The organism is Microbacterium sp. GQ128 (genome assembly GCF_059758615.1).
The window spans coordinates 109,786-129,040 of the sequence record NZ_JCAXDY010000005.1; the positions used below are offsets into that span (position 1 = coordinate 109,786).

The 19,255-nt window shown below is 68.3% G+C and carries 15 protein-coding genes; 9 read left to right on the forward strand and 6 right to left on the reverse strand.

The genetic code is table 11. The annotated features are described in order from the left end of the window. Window positions 1-14: 14 nt before the first annotated feature. The 3 genes from AC6CHX_RS16355 to AC6CHX_RS16365 form a co-directional block, all read right to left on the reverse strand. The gene (locus tag AC6CHX_RS16355; protein ID WP_498273680.1) at window positions 15-926 is read right to left on the reverse strand and encodes a serine hydrolase; all 912 of its coding nucleotides are present in this window, start codon (window positions 924-926) and stop codon (window positions 15-17) included. Beyond that, window positions 923-2,311 (reverse strand): serine hydrolase domain-containing protein, encoded by a 1,389-nt coding sequence (locus AC6CHX_RS16360; protein WP_136041462.1) that lies wholly within the window; start codon window positions 2,309-2,311, stop codon window positions 923-925. Before AC6CHX_RS16360 ends, AC6CHX_RS16355 begins: the two co-directional genes overlap by 4 nt. Window positions 2,312-2,454: 143 nt before the next feature. Further along, on the reverse strand, window positions 2,455-3,939 hold the full coding sequence (locus AC6CHX_RS16365) for an amidohydrolase family protein (protein ID WP_498273681.1): 1,485 nt from the start codon (window positions 3,937-3,939) through the stop codon (window positions 2,455-2,457). A gap of 182 nt (window positions 3,940-4,121) precedes the next feature. Between AC6CHX_RS16365 and AC6CHX_RS16370 the strand changes: the two genes are divergently transcribed. The 4 genes from AC6CHX_RS16370 to AC6CHX_RS16385 all read left to right on the forward strand — a co-directional run bounded on the left by AC6CHX_RS16370 (window position 4,122) and on the right by AC6CHX_RS16385 (window position 9,354). Continuing rightward, the gene (locus AC6CHX_RS16370; RefSeq protein ID WP_136041465.1) at window positions 4,122-5,135 is read left to right on the forward strand and encodes a LacI family DNA-binding transcriptional regulator; all 1,014 of its coding nucleotides are present in this window, start codon (window positions 4,122-4,124) and stop codon (window positions 5,133-5,135) included. A gap of 132 nt (window positions 5,136-5,267) precedes the next feature. After that, a complete protein-coding gene (mmsA, locus tag AC6CHX_RS16375; RefSeq protein WP_136041563.1) occupies window positions 5,268-6,809 on the forward strand; it encodes a multiple monosaccharide ABC transporter ATP-binding protein in 1,542 nt (513 codons plus the stop codon). Beyond that, window positions 6,806-8,173, forward strand: a complete 1,368-nt coding sequence (mmsB, locus tag AC6CHX_RS16380) for a multiple monosaccharide ABC transporter permease (RefSeq protein ID WP_136041467.1) — start codon at window positions 6,806-6,808, stop codon at window positions 8,171-8,173. Before mmsA ends, mmsB begins: the two co-directional genes overlap by 4 nt. A gap of 62 nt (window positions 8,174-8,235) precedes the next feature. Beyond that, complete coding sequence (locus tag AC6CHX_RS16385) at window positions 8,236-9,354, forward strand: substrate-binding domain-containing protein (RefSeq protein WP_136041469.1); 1,119 nt, start codon at window positions 8,236-8,238, stop codon at window positions 9,352-9,354. A 109-nt stretch (window positions 9,355-9,463) separates the two neighbouring features. Here the strand turns inward: AC6CHX_RS16385 and AC6CHX_RS16390 are convergent, their stop codons facing one another. After that, window positions 9,464-10,873, reverse strand: a complete 1,410-nt coding sequence (locus tag AC6CHX_RS16390; RefSeq protein ID WP_498273682.1) for an HNH endonuclease signature motif containing protein — start codon at window positions 10,871-10,873, stop codon at window positions 9,464-9,466. Between the two features lie 78 nt (window positions 10,874-10,951). Continuing rightward, complete coding sequence (locus tag AC6CHX_RS16395) at window positions 10,952-11,800, reverse strand: spermidine synthase (protein ID WP_498273683.1); 849 nt, start codon at window positions 11,798-11,800, stop codon at window positions 10,952-10,954. 59 nt (window positions 11,801-11,859) lie between these two features. Here AC6CHX_RS16395 and AC6CHX_RS16400 point away from each other — a divergent pair, with 59 nt between their 5' ends. The 5 genes from AC6CHX_RS16400 (at window position 11,860) to AC6CHX_RS16420 (ending at window position 18,304) form a co-directional block, all read left to right on the forward strand. Next, entirely contained in the window at window positions 11,860-13,677 is a 1,818-nt protein-coding gene (locus AC6CHX_RS16400; protein ID WP_498273684.1) for an ABC-F family ATP-binding cassette domain-containing protein, read from the forward strand. 40 nt (window positions 13,678-13,717) lie between these two features. Beyond that, on the forward strand, window positions 13,718-15,487 hold the full coding sequence (locus AC6CHX_RS16405) for a Na+/H+ antiporter (protein WP_498273685.1): 1,770 nt from the start codon (window positions 13,718-13,720) through the stop codon (window positions 15,485-15,487). Window positions 15,488-15,591: 104 nt separating this feature from the next. Continuing rightward, on the forward strand, window positions 15,592-16,503 hold the full coding sequence (locus tag AC6CHX_RS16410; protein ID WP_498273686.1) for a MetQ/NlpA family ABC transporter substrate-binding protein: 912 nt from the start codon (window positions 15,592-15,594) through the stop codon (window positions 16,501-16,503). Window positions 16,504-16,601: 98 nt separating this feature from the next. Continuing rightward, window positions 16,602-17,645, forward strand: a complete 1,044-nt coding sequence (locus tag AC6CHX_RS16415) for a methionine ABC transporter ATP-binding protein (RefSeq protein WP_498273687.1) — start codon at window positions 16,602-16,604, stop codon at window positions 17,643-17,645. After that, window positions 17,645-18,304 (forward strand): methionine ABC transporter permease, encoded by a 660-nt coding sequence (locus AC6CHX_RS16420; RefSeq protein WP_136041480.1) that lies wholly within the window; start codon window positions 17,645-17,647, stop codon window positions 18,302-18,304. Before AC6CHX_RS16415 ends, AC6CHX_RS16420 begins: the two co-directional genes overlap by 1 nt. Here AC6CHX_RS16420 and AC6CHX_RS16425 read toward each other — a convergent pair. Beyond that, window positions 18,291-19,229 (reverse strand): pseudouridine synthase, encoded by a 939-nt coding sequence (locus tag AC6CHX_RS16425; RefSeq protein WP_498273688.1) that lies wholly within the window; start codon window positions 19,227-19,229, stop codon window positions 18,291-18,293. The genes AC6CHX_RS16420 and AC6CHX_RS16425 overlap by 14 nt on opposite strands. Window positions 19,230-19,255 lie beyond the last annotated feature (26 nt).

A 19,255-nucleotide genomic window follows, 5' to 3' on the forward strand; every position in this document is an offset into this window, starting at 1 on the left:
GGGGCGGGTGCAGGTCAGAGTGCGCGCAGGTGCTCGACGGCGGCGAAGCCCGCACGACCGATCGAGGCGTCCACGAGCGGCTGCCTGTCGGCGAGGGACGCGGCGCGGGTGAAGACGGCGACCGCGTACTGCCGCCCGTCGGGATAGGTGACGACACCGGCTTCGTTGCGCCAGGTGGGGAGGGTGCCGGTCTTCGCCGCGATGCGGACACCGGACGGGAAGCCGGAGGTCAGCCGGTGCGGCCAGATCTGCAGCGCCATGATCTCGCGAGCCTGGCGGCAGGCCTCGGCCGACGCCGCCGTGTCCGTCCACAGGGCGTTCAGCAGCGTGGTGACGTCGCGGGGCGTGGAGTGCGACGTCCGGACAGGGTGCACGGCGTCGAGCGCGAGGATCTGCTCGGCCGTCGCGCCCTCGAAGAGCTCGTCCAGATCGCTGTCAGCTGCACCGCCCAGATCGGCGATGACCGAGGCGAAGAGGTCTTCGCAGCATCCGATGAGTCGCGTCTGCCTGAGCCCCAGATCGCTGATCACCCGGTTCACGGCCTCCGTGCCGAGGCGGTGGTAGATGACGTCGGTCGCGGCGTTGTCGCTCATCGTCATCATGTTCAGCGCGAGGTCGCGCCAGCTGGCCACGACGTCGTCCGCGAAGCCGGCCGTGCCCACGCCGCCGATGCGGTAGCGCGCCGTCACGGTGGTCCGCTCGGTCGGGTCGAGTTCACCGGCGGCGACCGCGCGGACGTAGGCGGTGAGGACGAGGACCTTGAACACCGAGGCGAGCACCACGGGCTCGTCGGCGCCGACGCTCACCTCCGCGCCGCCCTCGACGCCGATCTCCCGTGCGTGCAGGAAACCGGTGGCGCCGGCATCCGTGAAGATCTCCTGGATGTCGGACGAGATCGCCGACTCCGGCGCCGTGACCGTGCTCACGCGTCGACCCGGCGGTCGGCGCGTCCCGTGTGCAGGTACAGGGCGCGTCCGGTGCCGTCGTCGCCGACGAAGGCGTGCGGCATGCGCATCCCGTGCTCCTGCTTGCGGGGGAGCAGCGTGTCCCTCGTCCAGCCGACCAGCTCGACCGGCTCCGGTGCCGGGCCGAGCTCGGCGAAGATCCCCTTCATGGTGCGCTCCAGCCAGATGCGGCCGTCGTCATCGAGTCGCACGGTCGAGTCGGAGACCGACGACGAATACGTGCCGAGGATGCGGTCCACGTCGATCTCGACCGGCGTCTCGGGGATCGTGGGCAGGGCGGGCATCGTGACCCCGGCCAGCGCCTCGAGCACCCGGGAGGTGATGGCGTGGTAGGCGTCGACCGTCTGCCCGCCGTTGGTGAGGACCGCCACGGCTACCCCTGCGGAGGGGACCATCCGCAGGAACGCGTTCTGCCCGATCGTGCCTCCATCGTGGCCGATCACCGGGCCGCCTTCCCAGTCGAAGATCTCCCAGCCCAGGCCCCAGGCGTCGCCCATCAGACCGAGCTCGGGAAGGTCGACCTGCCGCTCCTGCATCGCCCGCACGCTCTGCTCCGAGAGCACGCGGGTCCCGTCAGAGGCGACGCCGCCGTCGAGGTGCATCCGGGCATAGCTCACCAGGTCGTGCGCCGTCATGGCGAGCATCGATCCGGCCGGAGCGTTGGAGCGCACGAGGCTCCACACCGGAGCGGGCACCGGCTCGTCGCTGCCCTCTGCGGGGATGTGCCCGAGCGCGGCGCGGAACATGATCGCCTCCGACGCCGTGGTGGCCACGTGGGTCAACCCCAGCGGACCGGCGAGGTGGGTGCGCAGGGCCTGGTCGTACGACGTGCCGCGCAGCACCTCGACGATGCGGCCGAGCACCACGAACGCGGCGTTGTTGTACGAGAAGCGCTCGCCGGGGGCGAAGAGCTGCGGGGCGTCGGCGATCGTGGCGAGGTACTTCTCCACCGCGTCGTCGCCCACTCCGGTGTCGTTGAACAGATCGCCCTCGAAACCGCTCACGTGACTCAGCAGCTGTCGAGCGGTGATCGCGCTGGCCGCCGCGTCGTCGCCGATCGCGAACGCGGGCACGGTGTCGCGCACGGGGGCGTCGATGTCGAGCAGGCCCTCGTCGACGAGCTGCATGATGAGCGTCGCCGTCCAGGTCTTCGTGATCGAGCCGATCTGGAAGACCGAGTCGACGTCGGCCTCGACACCGGTGTTGCGGTTCAGGATGCCGGCGGCGGTGGTGAAGATCTCGCCTCCGGACAGGATCGCGACGGATGCCGCGGGGATGTGCGCGTCGGCCAGCATCGTGGGAAGGTTCTCCCGCACCCAGCTGCCGATTTCGTTCAGGTCGGACACGTGCGCTCCTCTACATCGAGTGGGTCGTCGCATTCGGGGCGACGGCGATGGGGCCGAGACTATTCGCGTGCTCCGCCGGGCCGTTGGTGCCCGGCGACGAGACTTGCGCGCACCTTGGTTCGCCAGGACGAAGGATCAGCGCTTCATGCGTCTCCTCGGACGGCACGCCCCGGCAGGGCATCGGTCACGATCTCCCCGGCGTGCACGACGGGGGTGCCGTGCACGTAGAGCTGGCGGATGCCCCGGGAGGGTCTGGTCGGGTCGGAGTAGGTCGCGCGGTCGGTCAGCGTCGCCGGGTCCAGCACGACGATGTCGGCATCCGCGCCGACCGACAGGTGTCCCTTGCCCCGCATCCCGGAGGAGACCTCATCGAGCACGCGCGCCGGCAGGTAGGCGCAGCGCCGGAATGCTTCGACCCAGCTCCAGGTCCCGCTCTCGACGACCATCAGACGCAGCGACTTCGTGAACGTCCCCGCCGTGCGCGGGTGCGTGTGCCCGCCCGAGGGGAGGGGCCATTCTCGCTGCTCGTACACGGTGCGTCCGCCGGCCTCCACCCATGAGACGGGCATCGCGTCGCTCGCGACGATCGAGTCGGGGTAGGCGAGCGCGCGGTGCAGGTGCGCGCGGTCGAAGGGGTCGGCCTCGTCGAGGAAGGTCACGATGCACGTGGCGCCGGGGTCGGTCGCCCGCACCTCGCGCAGCCGCGCCTCGTCGGCGATGCGCTCGCCCGTGTCCACGAGGACGAGCGAGGACGGGGTGATGCCGAGGCCCTTGAGCTTCTCCGGAGCGAGGAAGAACGCGCCGATCGCCGTGCTGCCCGCACCGTAGGGATAGGCCTCGACCGTCACGCGCGAGCCGGCGGCGCGGCTGCGGTCGAGCAGGGCGAGCACGCGGTCGATGTGGCGCAGCGATGTGCTGTTCACGTGGCAGTGGTGCATCGCGGCACCCGTCTCGGCGGCGGCGCGGACCAGCTCCTCCGAGCCGTCGATCGGGGTGCGGGGATCGGCCTCGATCAGCTCCCGCACGTGCGTGAAGGTGGGAGCGTGCGCGGCGGCGGCGAGCCGGGAGAGGTCGAGGTACTCGTCCGGATCGGAGCGGGGCGCGTAGCCCATGAGTACACCGATCCCGAGGGCGCCGGCTCCGAGCTCGTCCTCGAGCAGGCCCAGCCAGCGTCGACGCTCGGCGGGGGAGGACGCCCGCTGCCACTCCGGCTTGCCGAGCAGGTCCATCGACGCGGTGAAGTCGGCGACGGGCACCCGGTCGAGGTGGGCGTACGCTCGCGCCTGCGACCAGGATGCGGAGAACCCGTAGTTCAAGGGGCGTCCGTCGGCGGCGGCGCGGGCGAGGGCCTCGGCGATCGGCATGAGGCCGGCTTCGAGGTCGAGTGCGGTGGTGACGCCGTCCATCGCCTGCAGCCGCTGTCCGGCGATCGAGTGCACGTGGCTGTGCAGATCGACGAACCCCGGGCCGACGATGAGACCCGTGGCGTCGACGATGTCGGCACCGGCCGGTGCGGCGAGGTCGTCGCCCACGGCGGCCACCCGTCCGTCCGCGATCAGGAGGTCGGCGATCCGATCGGATCCGCTCTTCGGGTCGATGACGCGCCCGCCGCGCAGCAGAGTGTCCACGCTGTCACGATGCCACGCGGGCGGAGGCGGTTCCGGTGCAGTTCGACGAAACCCCGCGAACCTTCCCGTGCCCCCGCACAACCGGAGACGCGCTCGACGGGGCGCGGAGAGGTGCGTCCGCGCGTCCCAGCAGACATAATGAATGTGACGATGTGACCGTGCACACGCGAGGAGGCGAAGTGATGTCCACCGCCTCCGAGCGCGCGCGCCTGCCCAGCATCCGCGACGTCGCGCGTCTCGCCGGGGTCTCCCATCAGACCGTGTCCCGGGTGCTGAACGATCATCCGAGCATCCGTCCCGAGACGAAGGCCAAGGTCCTCGACGCGATCGCCGTGCTCGACTACCGGCCGAACCTCGCCGCCAGGGCACTCGTCACCAGCAAGTCGAACATGCTGGGCATCCTCTCGGCGACGATCGGCGAGTTCGGTCCGACGTCGTCCATCGCGGGGATCGAGGATGCGGCGCGCGAGGAGGGGTACTCGGTGTCGACCCTGAACCTCCCCGCGACCACGCCGGAGGCGATCGGCAACGCGGTGCGGCAGCTGTCGCGTGAGCAGGTGGACGGGATCGTGGTGCTCGCGCCGCAGGTGCGGGTGTTCCATGTCCTGCGCGGCATGTCCGTCGACATGCCGTTCGTCACGCTGCAGACGGCTTCCGGTTCGGATGGGGTGAGTCTCTCCGCCGACCAGGTCGCCGGCGCCAGGGCGGCCACGGAGCATCTGATCTCGCTCGGCCACAGCGACATCCTGCACCTCGCGGGGCCGCAGGACTGGATCGAGGCCGAGTCGCGCATGCGCGGCTATCTCGACGGGCTGCGCGAGGCGGATCTGCCGACGTTCCCGCCGATCCGCGGCGACTGGACCGCGGATTTCGGGTACTTCGCGGGCAAGGAGCTCGCTCTCCGCCGCGACTTCACCGCCGTGTTCGCGGCGAACGACCTCATGGCGATCGGGCTGATGCACGGGTTCCGCGACTCCGGAATGCGTGTCCCGCACGACGTGAGCGTGATCGGTTTCGATGATATTCCCGTCGCGGCACATGTGGCTCCATCGCTCAGCACCGTGCACCAGGACTTCCCCGAGCTCGGACGTCGGGCCGTGCGGATCCTGCTCGCCCAGATCAGGGGTGAGCAGGTGCCGGAGTTCGGCCCGCTGCAGACGATCCTGCGTGCGCGCGAATCCGCCGCATCACGGTAGCGACACGAAATCGCCGCGCGGACTTGACATGGGTCCGACGGAAGACGACGATATACCGATGTGAACGGTCACATCGAAGGTGACCGCACGTCGCGAGGAAGATCCGTGAGCACTACAGCAACGTTGCCGACCGTGTCAGGCCCGATCTTGGAGATGCGCAGCATCACCAAGGAGTTCCCGGGCGTCAAGGCGCTGGCCGATGTCTCGATCACCGTCCGCGCAGGAGAGATCCACGCGATCTGCGGTGAGAACGGCGCCGGCAAGTCCACCCTGATGAAGGTCCTCTCCGGCGTGTACCCGTACGGCACCTACGAGGGCGAGATCCTGCTGTACGGCGAGGAGCAGCGCTTCAAGGACATCGTCGCCAGCGAGCAGGCCGGCATCGCGATCATCCACCAGGAGCTCGCGCTCATCCCCGAGCTCTCGGTCACCGAGAACATCTTCCTCGGCAACGAGATCGCCCGCGGCGGCCGCATCGACTGGCAGGCGCAGAAGGAGCGCACGATCGAGCTCCTCGCCCGCGTCGGACTGAGCGAGGACCCGGATGCGCAGATCAAGACCCTCGGCGTCGGCAAGCAGCAGCTGATCGAGATCGCGAAGGCGCTGAACAAGGAGGTCAAGCTCCTGATCCTCGACGAGCCGACCGCCGCGCTCAACGAGAACGACTCGCAGCACCTGCTCGACCTGATCCTCGGACTCAAGGCCAAGGGCATCGCGTCGATCATGATCAGCCACAAGCTCAACGAGATCGAGCAGATCGCCGACGAGATCACGATCATCCGCGACGGCCGCACGGTCGAGACGCTCGACATCTCGCGCGGCGAGATCAACGAGGACCGGATCATCCGCGGGATGGTCGGCCGCTCGCTGGAGAGCCGGTACCCCGACCGCACGCCCGAGATCGGCGAGGTGTTCTTCGAGGTCAAGGACTGGTGGGTGCAGCATCCGACCGTCCCGGAGCGCATGGTCGTCAAGGGCTCGAGCATCAACGTCCGCCGGGGCGAGGTCGTCGGCATCGCCGGACTCATGGGCGCCGGGCGCACCGAGTTCGCGATGAGCATCTTCGGCCGCTCCTACGGCACCTTCCTCTCCGGCACCCTGATCAAGGACGGCCAGGAGGTCGCACTCCACGACGTGTCGTCGGCGATCAAGCACGGCCTGGCGTATGTCAGCGAGGACCGCAAGGTGCTCGGGCTCAACCTGCTCGACACCATCAAGCGGTCGGTCGTGGCCGCCAAGCTCTCCAAGATCGCCAAGCGCGGCGTGGTCGATGCGCGTGCCGAGTTCGCCGTGGCGGAGGACTACCGCAAGGCCCTGCGCATCAAGACGCCCTCGGTCGAGGAGGGGGTCGGCAAGCTCTCCGGCGGCAACCAGCAGAAGGTCGTGCTGGCGAAGTGGATGTTCACCGACCCCGACCTGCTGATCCTCGACGAGCCGACCCGCGGCATCGACGTGGGCGCGAAGTACGAGATCTACGCGATCATCAACCAGCTCGCAGCTCAAGGCAAGGGCGTCATCGTCATCTCCAGCGAGCTGCCCGAACTGCTCGGCATCTCCGACCGCATCTACACCGTCTTCGAAGGTCGGGTCACCGACTGCATCCCGGCCGACCAGGCGACACCCGAGGACCTCATGCGCAGCATGACCTCCACGAACCAGAAAGCATCCGCATGACCACCGACACCACCGCAACGAAGCGCGGCTTCCACTTCAAGGACATCACGAAGATGTTCGGGGGCGGCCAGTCGACCCTCCGTCAGTTCGGCATCCTGGGCAGCCTCGTCGTGATCCTGGTCGTCTTCCAGGTGCTCACCTGGATCTTCAAGGGCACCGGTCTGACGCTCTCGTCGGGCAACCTGATCAACGTCGTCAACCAGTACTCGTACATCCTGATCCTCGCGATCGGCATGGTGATGGTCATCATCATGGGGCACATCGACCTCTCGGTCGGCTCGGTAGCCGCGTTCACCGGCATCGTGGTCGCGAAGGCCATGGCCGACTGGAACCTCCCCTGGCCGCTCGGCGTGCTCCTCGGCCTCGGCGTCGGCGTGCTCGTGGGTGCCTGGCAAGGGTTCTGGGTGGCGTATGTGGGGGTGCCGGCGTTCATCGTGACGCTGGCGGGCATGCTGTTCTTCCGCGGCGCGAACCAGTGGGTCGGCGACTCGCAGTCGGTTCCGGTGCCGCAGGGCTTCAAGGTCATCGGCGCCGGCTACCTGCCGGAGCTGCCGTTCATCCCGGTGCCTTTCAACGTCTTCACCATGCTGCTCGCGCTGCTGGGCGTCGCGTGGATCGTGTTCTGGGAGATCCGTACCCGCCGCATCCAGCACAAGATGGGTGCCGACATGGCGCCGCTCTGGGTGAGCGTCACCAAGGTCGTGCTGATCTCCGCCGTGATCCTCGTCGCGGGATGGCTGTTCGCCACCGGCCGTGAGGGAACCAGCTTCCCGATCTCGGGCATCATCCTGCTCGCGCTCGTCATCCTCTACTCGTTCATCACGAACAACACCGTGTTCGGCCGACACATCTACGCGGTCGGCGGCAACCGGCAGGCCGCGCGCCTGTCGGGTGTGAAGGACCGCTGGGTCGACTTCTTCGTGATGATGAACATGTCGGTGCTCGCCTCGTTGGCCGGCATGATCTACGTCGCCAGGGCGACGGCGTCCGGACCGCAGGACGGCAACGGCTGGGAGCTGGATGCGATCGCCTCGGTGTTCATCGGTGGCGCGGCCGTCTCGGGCGGTATCGGAACCGTGATCGGGTCGATCATCGGTGGTCTCGTGATGGCGTTCCTGAACAACGGCCTCGCCCTGCTGGGCGCCGGCGCCGACGTGGTGTCGATGATCAAGGGCCTCGTGCTCCTGTTCGCCGTCGGTGTCGACGTCTGGAACAAGCAGCAGGGCCGCCCGTCGATCATCGGATTCCTCACGCGTCGCTTCGGCCGCAAGGAAGACCCGATGACCGACACCTTCGACCCGAAGGCGAACTACCCCACCAACCAGAAGTACGAAGCCCCCGCCGTCGACGAGACGCGCGGATAGTAGGGGTCGAGTCGCGCACCGCACACGCGTCGAGACCCACACACACCAGAGAAAGAGATCACATGAAGAAGATGCTTCTTACGGCGACAGCGATCGTCGCCGTGGGCGCTTTCGCCCTCACCGGCTGCTCCTCGGAGCGTGGCGGAGACACCGGAGCCGATGGTGGCGACGAGGCGGCAGCAGGCTTCGCCGCAGACGCCACGATCGGTGTCGCTCTCCCCGACAAGACCTCGGAGAACTGGGTCCTCGCCGGTCAGCTGTTCACCGACGGACTCGAGAAGGCCGGGTTCAAGGCCGACGTGCAGTACGCGCCGGCCAGCAACACGGTCGCCGAGCAGCAGAACCAGATCCAGGCGATGGTCACCGGTGGCGCCAAGGTCATCATCATCGGCGCCAAGGACGGCAAGCAGCTCGCGACGCAGGTCGAGGCCGCACGCGACGCCGGCGTCGCCGTCATCGCGTACGACCGTCTGATCGAGAACACCGAGGCCGTCGACTACTACGTCGCGTTCGACAACTTCGAGGTCGGCAAGCTCCAGGGTCAGGCACTCCTCGACGGTCTCGCCGAGCGTGCGGGCCACGAGGCTCCGTACAACATCGAGCTGTTCTCGGGCTCGCCGGATGACGCGAACTCCGCGGTGTTCTTCAACGGTGCCATGGAGGTCCTCCAGCCGAAGATCGACGACGGCACGCTGAAGGTCGTGTCCGGACAGACCGAGATCGCCCAGACGGCGACCGAGGGCTGGAAGGCCGAGAACGCACAGCGCCGCATGGACTCGATCCTCACGTCGACGTACAGCTCTGAGGCGCTCGACGGCGTCCTGTCCCCGAACGACACGCTCGCTCGCGCCATCATCACCTCGGTGCAGGGTGCGGGCAAGGACGTCCCGGTCGTCACCGGCCAGGACTCCGAGGTCGAGTCGGTGAAGTCGATCATGGAGGGCATCCAGTACTCCACGATCAACAAGGACACCACGCTCCTCGTCGAGCAGTCGATCAAGATGGTCGGCCAGCTCCAGAAGGGCGAAGAGGTCGACGTGAACGACGAAGAGCAGTACGACAACGGCGTGAAGGTGGTTCCCGCCTTCCTGCTGCCGCCGGTCATCGTCACGAAGGAGAACGCGGCCGAGGCATACGCCAACGTCCCGAGCCTCCTCGAGATCGTGAAGTCGTACGAGTAATCCCGCAGTGACCTGATCCTGCAGCGCTCGTCGCTGCGGATCCACGGGCCGTCCGGACCTTCGGGTTCGGGCGGCCCTTTTGCTGTGTCGTCGAGTCAGCCGCACCTGTTCAGAACGGAACGGGCACCGTGTCTGCGTCTGCCGCATCTGCCACGCACTCCGTGAACACCACCGTGTTCTGGGGCGGCGGTCGGTCGACGTATGTGCGTCCGGTCGGACTCGTCCACTCCAGCACGCCACCCGCTCGCTGCTCTACGTGCCAGGGGGAGTGGTGCTTGAGCATGTGATGTCGTCGGCAGAACGCCGCGAGATTCACATCGGTCGTCGCGCCCCCGGTCGAAGCCGCGTGATTGTGGTCGAGGTCGCACTTCCGTGCCGCGATCCCGCACCCGGGGAATCGGCACCGTTGATCCCGCGCGCGAAGATGCCGCCGCAACTGCTCGCTCGGCCGGTAGCGGTCGACCGCGAGCAAGGCGCCGGAGATCGGATGCGTCAACACGCGATCCCAGCCCACCGCGGAGCCTGCCAGCCTGCGGGCGGTCGTGATGTCGATCGGCGTCGTGCCGTCGAGCAGAGCGGGTGGCAGGGAATCGCCGGAGATTCCGCATGCTGCATCACCGGGCGCACGCACGAAAGCCGCGGCATCCGCAGCCTTCCGGTCGTCGTCCATCAACGACATCACCGGCACCGAAACCTCGACGCGGGCGCGGATCTCGCCGAGCAGCCCGTCGGTCGTGTCGTGTCCCGCGGGCGTTCCCGTGAGCAGGAGGTCGGCGAGGAGGTCGGCCCGCAACTGGTCGATCGTGCGGTCGTCTGCCGGATGGCCGTCGGAACCGGCTTCTTCAGCCGCTTCGGCCTTCTCGTGTTGAGCGCTGTCTTTCTTCACCGCATGCGCCATCTGCGAGAGCCGGTCGAACATGCCGTGGATGAGTGCGGCCGGCCCACGGGCGCCGAGCTCGGCCATCCCGTCGTCGAGATCTCTCGTCCAGACGCGCCGCCCCTTGCGGGCCTCCCGGTGCCGTTCCGTGACCGTGCGCTGCTGGAATCGTTCGGCCAACTGCCGCACGAGACGCCGCAGCCGGTTCGGAGACTCGGTCTCGGCGATCGCCACCGCCTCGGCGGCGTAGGCGGCGCGGTCGGCGGCATCGTCGAGGTGGGCGCCCGCATCGACGATCACCCGCGCATGCGCGCCACTGATGCGCCCGGCGCCCTGCGCCTCCCACACCGTCGGGAAGCGCTCGACGAGCCAGGAGGCATCGGCCATCCGCCGCTCGATCGTGCGGTCGCTGAGATGCTGTGCGGCGCCGATCTCGGCCGCCACCGTGCGGATCGCCATGTCGCCATGATCGGGATGTGCGGCCTCGCGGGCGATGTCGATCGCCAGGCGACCGGCCATCGCGAGCAGGCCGTCGCGCGCGGCCTGCATGCTGCTCAGCGTCGCCTCCGCCGCCTCGAGCGACGCCACCAGATCGGCGAGCATCGCCATCTGGGAGTCGGTCGCGTCGAGTAGTGCGGTCATGACTTCAGTCCATCACGGACCACCGACATTCGAAACTATGTTCACCGGGATTCCGGCATCCGCTCGTCGCTGCGAGCGCTAGTCCCAGATCGGGTCGTCGGGGTCGGGGGAGTCCGTGCCGTCGGCGTCGGTCATGATGCGCGCGTCGGCGATCCACGACGTCAGCTCATCGTCGTGCAGCATGTGCGGTCGCGGCGCGCCGAGAAGACCCGGGCTCGTCACCACTGCCAGCGGTTCGTCGCTCGCGAAGACGACGACATTGCCGAGCGGTCCTTCGTCGTCGTTCGGCTCCGCGTCGAGCACGACGGCGACGTGAGCAAAGACCGAGCGCAACGTGGCCGCCTGTCGCCGCGAATACTCGAACGGATGCCCGTCGAGCAGGTTCACTGCCACCACCCCGTCTGCGGCGGAGCGTGCGGCGACCCGGCGGTAGAACTCCTGACTCGCCACGTGATGTCGGATGACGGCGGCATCCCAGAGGTCGACGACGGTGAAGCGCGCATCCGCCCAATCGTCCGAGATCTCCGCGTCGGCGACCGCTCGTGCATCACCGAAGATGACGCGCACATCCGCGCCGGGGGGCAGGGGCAGAGCAGCGATCACGGCTTCATAGAGAGCGGCCTCGAACTCGACCACCAGCTGCGGTGATCCGGTGCGCGTGGCCTCGACGTAGCGTGCCAGCGTGAGCGCCCCGGCTCCCAGGTGCACGGTGAACAGCGGTGCACCGGGCTCGGCCGCGGCATCCATGGCCCGGGCGATGTGCTGGGTATAGGCGTATTCGAGTTCGGTGGGGTCCGTCATCGAGACGACGGACTGCGGGATCCCATCGACGCTGAGCTCGTAGCGACCGGGTCGCCTTCTCGATTGCACCAGCTTCGCCTTGCGATCGTCGAGCATGAGCGAGAACACCCGGCGTTTACTTGGCACCCGTCGATTTTAGGTCGGACGACGGCACCCACCGCGCGCGCGACTACCCTTGAAGGAACATGGCACATCTTCTCGGGGCTGAAGCCCTGCATCTCGAATATCCGACCAGGGTCGTCTTCGACTCCGTGACCCTCGGCATCGAAGAGGGTGACCGCATCGGCATCGTCGGCCGCAACGGCGACGGAAAGTCCAGCCTCCTCGGCATGCTCGCCGGCATCAAGGAGCCGAACTCCGGCCGCGTCACCGTGCGCGGCGGCACGCGTATCGGCGTGCTCGACCAGGCCGACAACCTGCCGGACGACCTCACGATCAGCGCGGCCGTCGTCGGCGACACCCCGGAGTACGAGTGGGCGGGCGACGCCCGCATCCGCGACGTGATCGAGGGTCTGCTCACCGACCTGCCGTGGGATGCCGAGATCGGCTCCCTCAGCGGTGGCCAGCGGCGCCGCGTGTCCCTCGCCAAACTGCTCACCGGCGACTGGGACGTCATCGCCCTCGACGAGCCCACCAACCACCTCGACGTCGAGGCGATCACCTGGCTCGCCGCGCATCTCAAGAAGCGCTGGTCGCCGAACTCGGGCGCCCTCATGGTCGTGACCCACGACCGGTGGTTCCTCGACGAGATCTGCACCGAGACCTGGGAGGTGCACGACCGCATCGTCGAGCCCTTCGAGGGCGGCTACGCGGCGTACATCCTCCAGCGCGTCGAGCGCGACCGGATGGCGGCGGCGACCGAGGCGAAGCGCCAGAACCTCGCCAAGAAGGAGCTCGCGTGGCTCCGCCGCGGCGCTCCGGCCCGCACGGCGAAGCCGAAGTTCCGCATCGACGCGGCCAACGAGCTCATCGCCGACGTGCCCGAGATCCGCGACAAGGTGTCGCTGCAGTCACTCGCCGTCTCGCGCCTCGGCAAGGACGTGGTCGACCTGCTCGACGTCGGAGTGACCTACCCGACGGCCGACGGCGGCGAGAAGGTCGTGCTCCGCGACATCGAGTGGCGCATCGCGCCGGGGGAGCGCACCGGCATCCTCGGGGTGAACGGCGCCGGCAAGTCCACCCTCCTCGGACTCATCTCCGGCACGGTGCAACCCACGGTCGGCCGGGTCAAGCGCGGCACGACCGTGAAGGTGCAGACCCTCACGCAGCGGCTCGACGAGCTCACCCAGCACTGGAAGGACCCGGTGCGCGTGATCATCTCGGGCCTGCGCACCTCGTACACGATGGGTGCGGGTTCCAAGGCACAGGACCTCACGCCCGGGCAGCTGCTCGAGCGCCTCGGGTTCGACTCCGCCCAGCTCTCCACCCCGGTGAAGGATCTCTCCGGTGGGCAGCAGCGTCGTCTGCAGCTGCTGCTCGTGCTGCTCGACCAGCCGAACGTGCTGATCCTCGACGAGCCCACGAACGACCTCGACACCGACATGCTCGCCGCGATCGAAGACCTCCTCGACTCCTGGTCCGGCACGCTCCTGGTCGTCAGCCACGACCGGTACTTCCTGGAGCGCGTCACCGACCAGCAGTACGCGATCCTTGACGGGCACCTGCGACACCTCCCCGGGGGCGTCGACGAGTACCTGCGACTGCGCCACCTGCAGGCATCGACGGGCTCGAAGCAGACCGCGACCGCGGCGGCGACCGCGACGACGACCCCGTCCGGGCTCGACGGCGCGGCTCTGCGCACCGCGCAGAAGGAGATCGCGTCGCTCGAGCGGCGCATCCAGAAGCTGACGCAGCAGGTCAACGCCGCCAAGACCGCGCTCGCCGATCACGACCAGGCGGACTACGCGGGCCTCGGTGATCGTATGAAGAAGATCAGCGACCAGCAGGCCGAGATCGAGGAGTTGGAGCTGCGCTGGTTCGAACTCACCGAGGAGATCGGCTGAGCGAGGAATATCCTTCTTCCAACGCTGTTGGGAGGTAGAGATGGAAGGCCTCGAAGTAACCGTCCTGCTCGGACTCACGATTCTCGTCGGAACCCTGATCGCCCCGCGCGTGCGTCTCGCGCTCCCGCTCGTCCTGGTCATCTTCGGACTGCTGCTCGGCTTCGTGCCGCAGCTGCGCGAGGTGCAGCTGCCGCCGGAGGCGGTGCTGCTGCTGTTCCTCCCGGTGATGCTGTTCTGGGAGAGCCTCACGACGTCGCTGCGCTCGATCCGCCGCGACTTCCGGTACATCCTGCCGATGAGCACGGTCCTCGTGGTCGCGTCGGCCTTCGCGGTCGCCGGCATCGGTGTGCTGTTCGGGATGCCGTGGGAGATCGCGCTCATCCTCGGCGCCGCGGTCGCCCCGCCGGATGCCACGGCTGTCGCGGCGCTCGGGCGGCTGCTGCCGCGTCGCATGTTCATGAAGCTGAAGGCCGAGAGCCTCACGAACGACGGCACGGCCCTCGTGCTGTACGCGATCGCGGTGTCGCTCGCGCTCGGCGGTCAGATCACTCCGCTCTCCGTCACGCTCGACGTGCTCATCTCGTACGTCGGCGGGGTCGCCGCCGGGGTCGCCATCGCCGGCCTGGGCTACCTCCTGCTGCGGCGCACCTCTTCGACGATCGTGATCAACGTCACGCTGCTGCTGATCCCGTTCACGGCATTTCTCGCGGCCGAGATGATCCACGCCTCCGGAGTGCTCGCGGTCGTCGTCGCGGGGCTCATCGTCGCCTACGTGTCGCCGCGGGTCACCACGGCATCTTCTCGCCGACAGGCCGATGCGGCGTGGCCGTTCGGTGTCTTCCTGCTCAACGGCGCCCTGTTCGTGCTGATCGGGCTCGAGGTGCAGTACGTCGCGCACGAGATCTCGGCGGCCGCGATCGGCCGCCTCGTGCTCATCACGCTCGCCGTGTGGGCGACTCTCCTGGTCGTGCGCTACGTGTTCCAGGTGCTGAACGTGCTGTTCCAGCGCCAGAGCGGCGGACGTCCGGCGCGGGGAGCACGCTCGCGGGCTCGGGTCGTGTCCACCATGGCCGGCATGCGCGGAGCGGTCTCGCTCGCGATCGCGCTGTCGGTCCCCGCCAGCATCGCCGAGGGCGGTGCAGTCTCCGGACGCGATGAGATCGTGTTCGTCACGGCGGGGGTGATCCTGCTGAGCCTGCTCGTGCAGGGTCCGATGCTCCCCGCACTCGTGCGCTGGGCGCGGTTCCCCGTCGATCACGTCGAGGACGAGGAGTACGAGCTCGCCGAGCGGGCGATCTCCGGCGCAGCCCTCGCGGCTCTCGACGACCTCGCCGCCGAGCACGGCATCGGTCAGGAGGTCCGCGACCGTGTGCGCACCGAGGGCTACGCGATGCTGGAGTTCGCGAACGCGCGGACGCTGGCGCGCGAGCAGGCCCTGGTGGATGCCGAGGCCGAGGCGCTCGACGAGATGCTCGACGAACCGGATCCGTTGAGCGCCGGCACCGCGGATGCTGCCGCAGAGGATCCGGCACCGACCGGGGGAGTGGATCGGGTCACGGTGCCCGATGCCACGGACGGAACGGTGCTGCAGATGATCGCGACTTCGGCCGACGTCGACCTCGCGCAGCGCTCGCCGCTGATCCGGCACGAGGAGCACACGCGTCTGAAGCTCGCGCTCATCGATCGCAAGCGCGAGGTGCTCCTCGGTTTGCGCGGCGCCGGCACGGTCGACGACATCGTCGTGCGCCGCATCTCGGCCCGCCTCGACCTCGAGCAGGTGCGTCTGCAGGGCATCGAGGAATACGACTGACCTGCGCACCTTCCCGGGCTGTGACGCCGTGTGACGACTCGATTCCGCAGGTTCGCGGGTGCCTGCCTAACGTATTCGAGTCCCCCAAGAGAGGAACCCCTTCCATGTCACGCCGCACCACTTCCGTCATCGCCGCGCTCGCCGCGGTCCCGCTCTTCGTCGCGCTCGCAGGATGCGCGACGGCTTCGTCCGAATCCGGCTCCGGCAGCGAGGGATCGACCGAGAACGAGGTCGTGAAGATCGGCGTCGTCGGCAAGGCCGACGAGCAGTGGCCGGCGTTCGTCGAGGCCGCGGCCGACGAGGGCATCACGGTCGAGGTGGTCGACTTCGGTTCCTACGAGCAGCCCAACCCGGCGCTCACCGAGGGCGAGATCGACCTCAACCAGTTCCAGCACATCGTGTACCTCGCCGAGTACAACAACGCCTCCGGCGAGGATCTGACCCCGATCGGGTCGACCGCGATCTACCCGCTCGGCCTGTACTCGACCAAGTACGACGATGTGAAGGACATCCCGAAGGGCGAGACCGTCGCCGTGCCGGATGACGCCTCCAACCAGGCCCGCGCGCTGAACGTGCTGCAGCAGGCCGGACTCGTCGAGCTGAAGAGCGGCGGCACCCCGTACTCCGACCTCGCCGACGTGGACACCGAGAAGTCCGATGTCAAGGTCAAGGCGCTGGAGGCCGCGATCATCCCGACGTCGCTGCCCGACGTCGCCGCAGCGATCATCAACAACGACTTCGTGCAGGATGCCGGTCTCACGTTCGAGGACGCGATCGCCCAGGACGACCCCGAGGACGCCAGTGCCCTCCCGTACGTGAACATCTTCGCCGCGCGCGCCGAGGATGCCGACAACGAGACCTACCTCAAGCTGGTCGAGATCTTCCAGACGAACGAGGACGTCCAGAAGGGCCTGCTGAAGTCGTCGGGCGACACCGCCGTGGCTCTGCAGACGCCGGTCGAGGATCTCGTCGCCTCGCTCGAGAAGGTCCAGAAGGACGCGGAGTCGAAGAAGTAGGACGTCGGGGGAATCCCACCTTCGTCCGATGAGGGAGAATCGGGTGGCGCGAAAAGCGTCACCCGATTCTTCGTTCCCGAAGCAGACCGGAGCAGCACATGCCGATCGTCACCCTGACGAACGTCTCCAAGACCTACCCGTCCCGCACCCGTGACGGGTCCGAGGTCGTCGCGGTCGACGACGTCACCCTCGAGATCGAGAAGGGCGACGTCTTCGGCATCATCGGATACTCGGGCGCCGGCAAATCCACGCTCGTGCGGCTGATCAACGCCCTCGAGCCGGCGACGAGCGGCACCATCACGGTGGACGGCGTCGACATCACCGCGCTCAAGGAGAGCGAGCTGCGCCGGGTCCGCGGCGGCATCGGCATGATCTTCCAGCAGTTCAACCTGTTCTCCTCGCGGAGCGTCAAGGCCAACGTCGCCTATCCGCTCAAGCTCGCGGGCTGGTCCAAGGACGACATCGAGAAGCGGGTCGCGGAGCTGCTCTCCTTCGTCGGTCTCGCCGACAAGGCCAAGGCCTACCCGGAACAGCTCTCGGGCGGCCAGAAGCAGCGTGTCGGCATCGCCCGCGCACTGGCGACGGGTCCGGCGATCCTGCTCGCCGACGAGGCCACCAGCGCCCTCGACCCGCAGACCACGCACGAGGTGCTCGATCTGCTCAAGCGGGTCAATCAGGAGCAGGGCGTCACGATCGTGATCATCACGCACGAGATGGATGTCATCCAGACCATCGCCACCAAGGTCGCGGTCATGGAGAACGGCCGCGTGATCGAGCACGGCGACGTGTTCGACGTCTTCTCCGCCCCGCAGAACCCGGCATCCCAGCGCTTCGTCGGCACGGTCGTGAAGGGCGTGCCGTCGCCGTCCGAGCTCGCCGTCCTGCGCGAGCGCCATCGCGGACGCCTGGTGACGTTCTCGTTCCGTGACGGCGACTCGTCGCAGGCGCAGGTGTTCCTCGACCTCGCCGGGGCGGGCCTCGACTTCGAGCTCGTGTTCGGCGGCATCAACGACATCCGCGGGCGGGCCTTCGGGCATCTGACGCTCGCGATCCGCGGCGACGCGGCGGCGATCGACGGTGCCCTGGCCCGCATCGCCGAACGCGTCGAAGTGACCGAGATCGCCGCAGAGGAGGCCCGCTGATGGATCGTCTGAACGAACTGTGGCCCGAGTTCTGGGCGGCCGCGCTCGAGACCCTCTACATGACGTCGTTCGCACTCGTGCTCGGCGGCATCCTCGGGCTCGCGATCGGCATCATCCTGTACGTCACGCGCCCCGGCGGACTCGCGCAGAACCGGGTGATCTCGGTGATCGTGAACCTCGTGGTGAACTTCTTCCGTCCGATCCCGTTCATCATCTTCCTCGTGGTCGCCCAGCCGCTTGCGCGCGCGGTCGTGGGCGTGGGGATCGGGACGACTGCCGGGGCCTTCATCATCGGTCTCGCCGCAGCGTTCGCGATCGGGCGCATCGTGGAGCAGCACCTCGTCTCGGTCTCTCCCGGAGTCATCGAGGCGGCGCGGGCGATGGGTGCGGGCCCCTGGCGCATCCTCTTCACCGTGGCCATCCCGGAGTCGCTCGGTCCGCTCATCCTCGGCTACACGTTCATCCTCGTGGCGCTGATCGACATGACGGCCATGGCGGGACTCGTCGGCGGTGGCGGACTCGGTGCCTTCGCGCAGATCTACGGCTTCCGGCAGTTCGAGCCGCTCGTGATGTGGGCGGCGATCGTCCTGATCGTCGTGTTCGTGCACTTCGTGCAGATGCTCGGCACGCGCCTGGCCCGCAAGGTCATGCGTCGCTGACGGGCGCTTCCTCGACGGGCGCTTCCTGCAAGGTGCGCCGGGTGGTGAACACCCGGTCCTTCCCGCTGATCGGGTCGACCAAGCGCAGCTCGCGCGCCAGCAGCTGCAGCGGGCGGTCGTAGTCGTCCGGCAGGTCGTCCTGCAGCTCGGGGTAGAAGCGGTCGTTGAGGATGCCGATGCCGAGGGCGGCGAGATGCACCCGCAGCTGGTGCATCTTGCCGCTGTGCGGGCGCAGCAGCGTGTGCACCACGCGGTCGTCGGTGCGGATCAACTCCACGGCCGTCTCGGAGTTCGGCTCCTTGGCGTCGTCGACCTGTACGCGCACCTGGCCGCGGAGCTTCTCGATGTTGTTGCGGTACACGAGGGGGAACGCGGGGAGAGGCCGGTCCTCGGGAAGCGCGGAGACCGCCTCGTAGACCTTCTGCACCTGCCGCTTCTCGAACAGCAGCTGGTAGGCGCCGCGGGTCGCGGGCCGCGTCGAGAACATCAGCAGCCCGGCCGTGGCGCGATCCAGGCGATGGATCGGCGCGAGGTCGGCGTTGTCGAGCAGGTTGCGCAGTCGCACCAGCGCGGAGTTCTGCAGGAACTTCCCGCCGGGCGTGGTGGGCAGGAAATGCGGCTTGTCGACGACCACGAGGTGGTCGTCATGGTGCAGGATCTCGATCTCGAACGGCATCCGGGTCTCGACGGCGGGCTCGCGGTAGTACCAGACGAACTCGACGCTGCCGAGCGGGGCGTCGCGGGGGACGGGCGAGCCGTCGGCGCGGACGATGTCGCCGCGGTCGAACCGTTCCAGCAGGCGCTCGGGATCGAGGTGGAAGAAGCGCTCGACCATGTACGCGGCGACGGTGGGCCAGGAGCCGCTGAGTGGCACGTGCAGCCGGGTCGCCCCGACGCCGTCGCGCACCGGGAGGGGAGAGGGCATGCCCATCGATCGGCCTCCGGAGAACA

Coding starts and splice junctions, on each gene's coding strand:
- AC6CHX_RS16425 (WP_498273688.1), bottom strand. CDS start 19,229: ATGCCCTCTCCCCTCCCGGTGCGCGACGGCGTCGGGGCGACCCGGCTG.
- AC6CHX_RS16390 (WP_498273682.1), bottom strand. CDS start 10,873: ATGACCGCACTACTCGACGCGACCGACTCCCAGATGGCGATGCTCGCC.
- AC6CHX_RS16415 (WP_498273687.1), top strand. CDS start 16,602: ATGCCGATCGTCACCCTGACGAACGTCTCCAAGACCTACCCGTCCCGC.
- AC6CHX_RS16410 (WP_498273686.1), top strand. CDS start 15,592: ATGTCACGCCGCACCACTTCCGTCATCGCCGCGCTCGCCGCGGTCCCG.
- AC6CHX_RS16370 (WP_136041465.1), top strand. CDS start 4,122: ATGTCCACCGCCTCCGAGCGCGCGCGCCTGCCCAGCATCCGCGACGTC.
- mmsB (WP_136041467.1), top strand. CDS start 6,806: ATGACCACCGACACCACCGCAACGAAGCGCGGCTTCCACTTCAAGGAC.
- AC6CHX_RS16405 (WP_498273685.1), top strand. CDS start 13,718: ATGGAAGGCCTCGAAGTAACCGTCCTGCTCGGACTCACGATTCTCGTC.
- AC6CHX_RS16420 (WP_136041480.1), top strand. CDS start 17,645: ATGGATCGTCTGAACGAACTGTGGCCCGAGTTCTGGGCGGCCGCGCTC.
- AC6CHX_RS16385 (WP_136041469.1), top strand. CDS start 8,236: ATGAAGAAGATGCTTCTTACGGCGACAGCGATCGTCGCCGTGGGCGCT.
- AC6CHX_RS16400 (WP_498273684.1), top strand. CDS start 11,860: ATGGCACATCTTCTCGGGGCTGAAGCCCTGCATCTCGAATATCCGACC.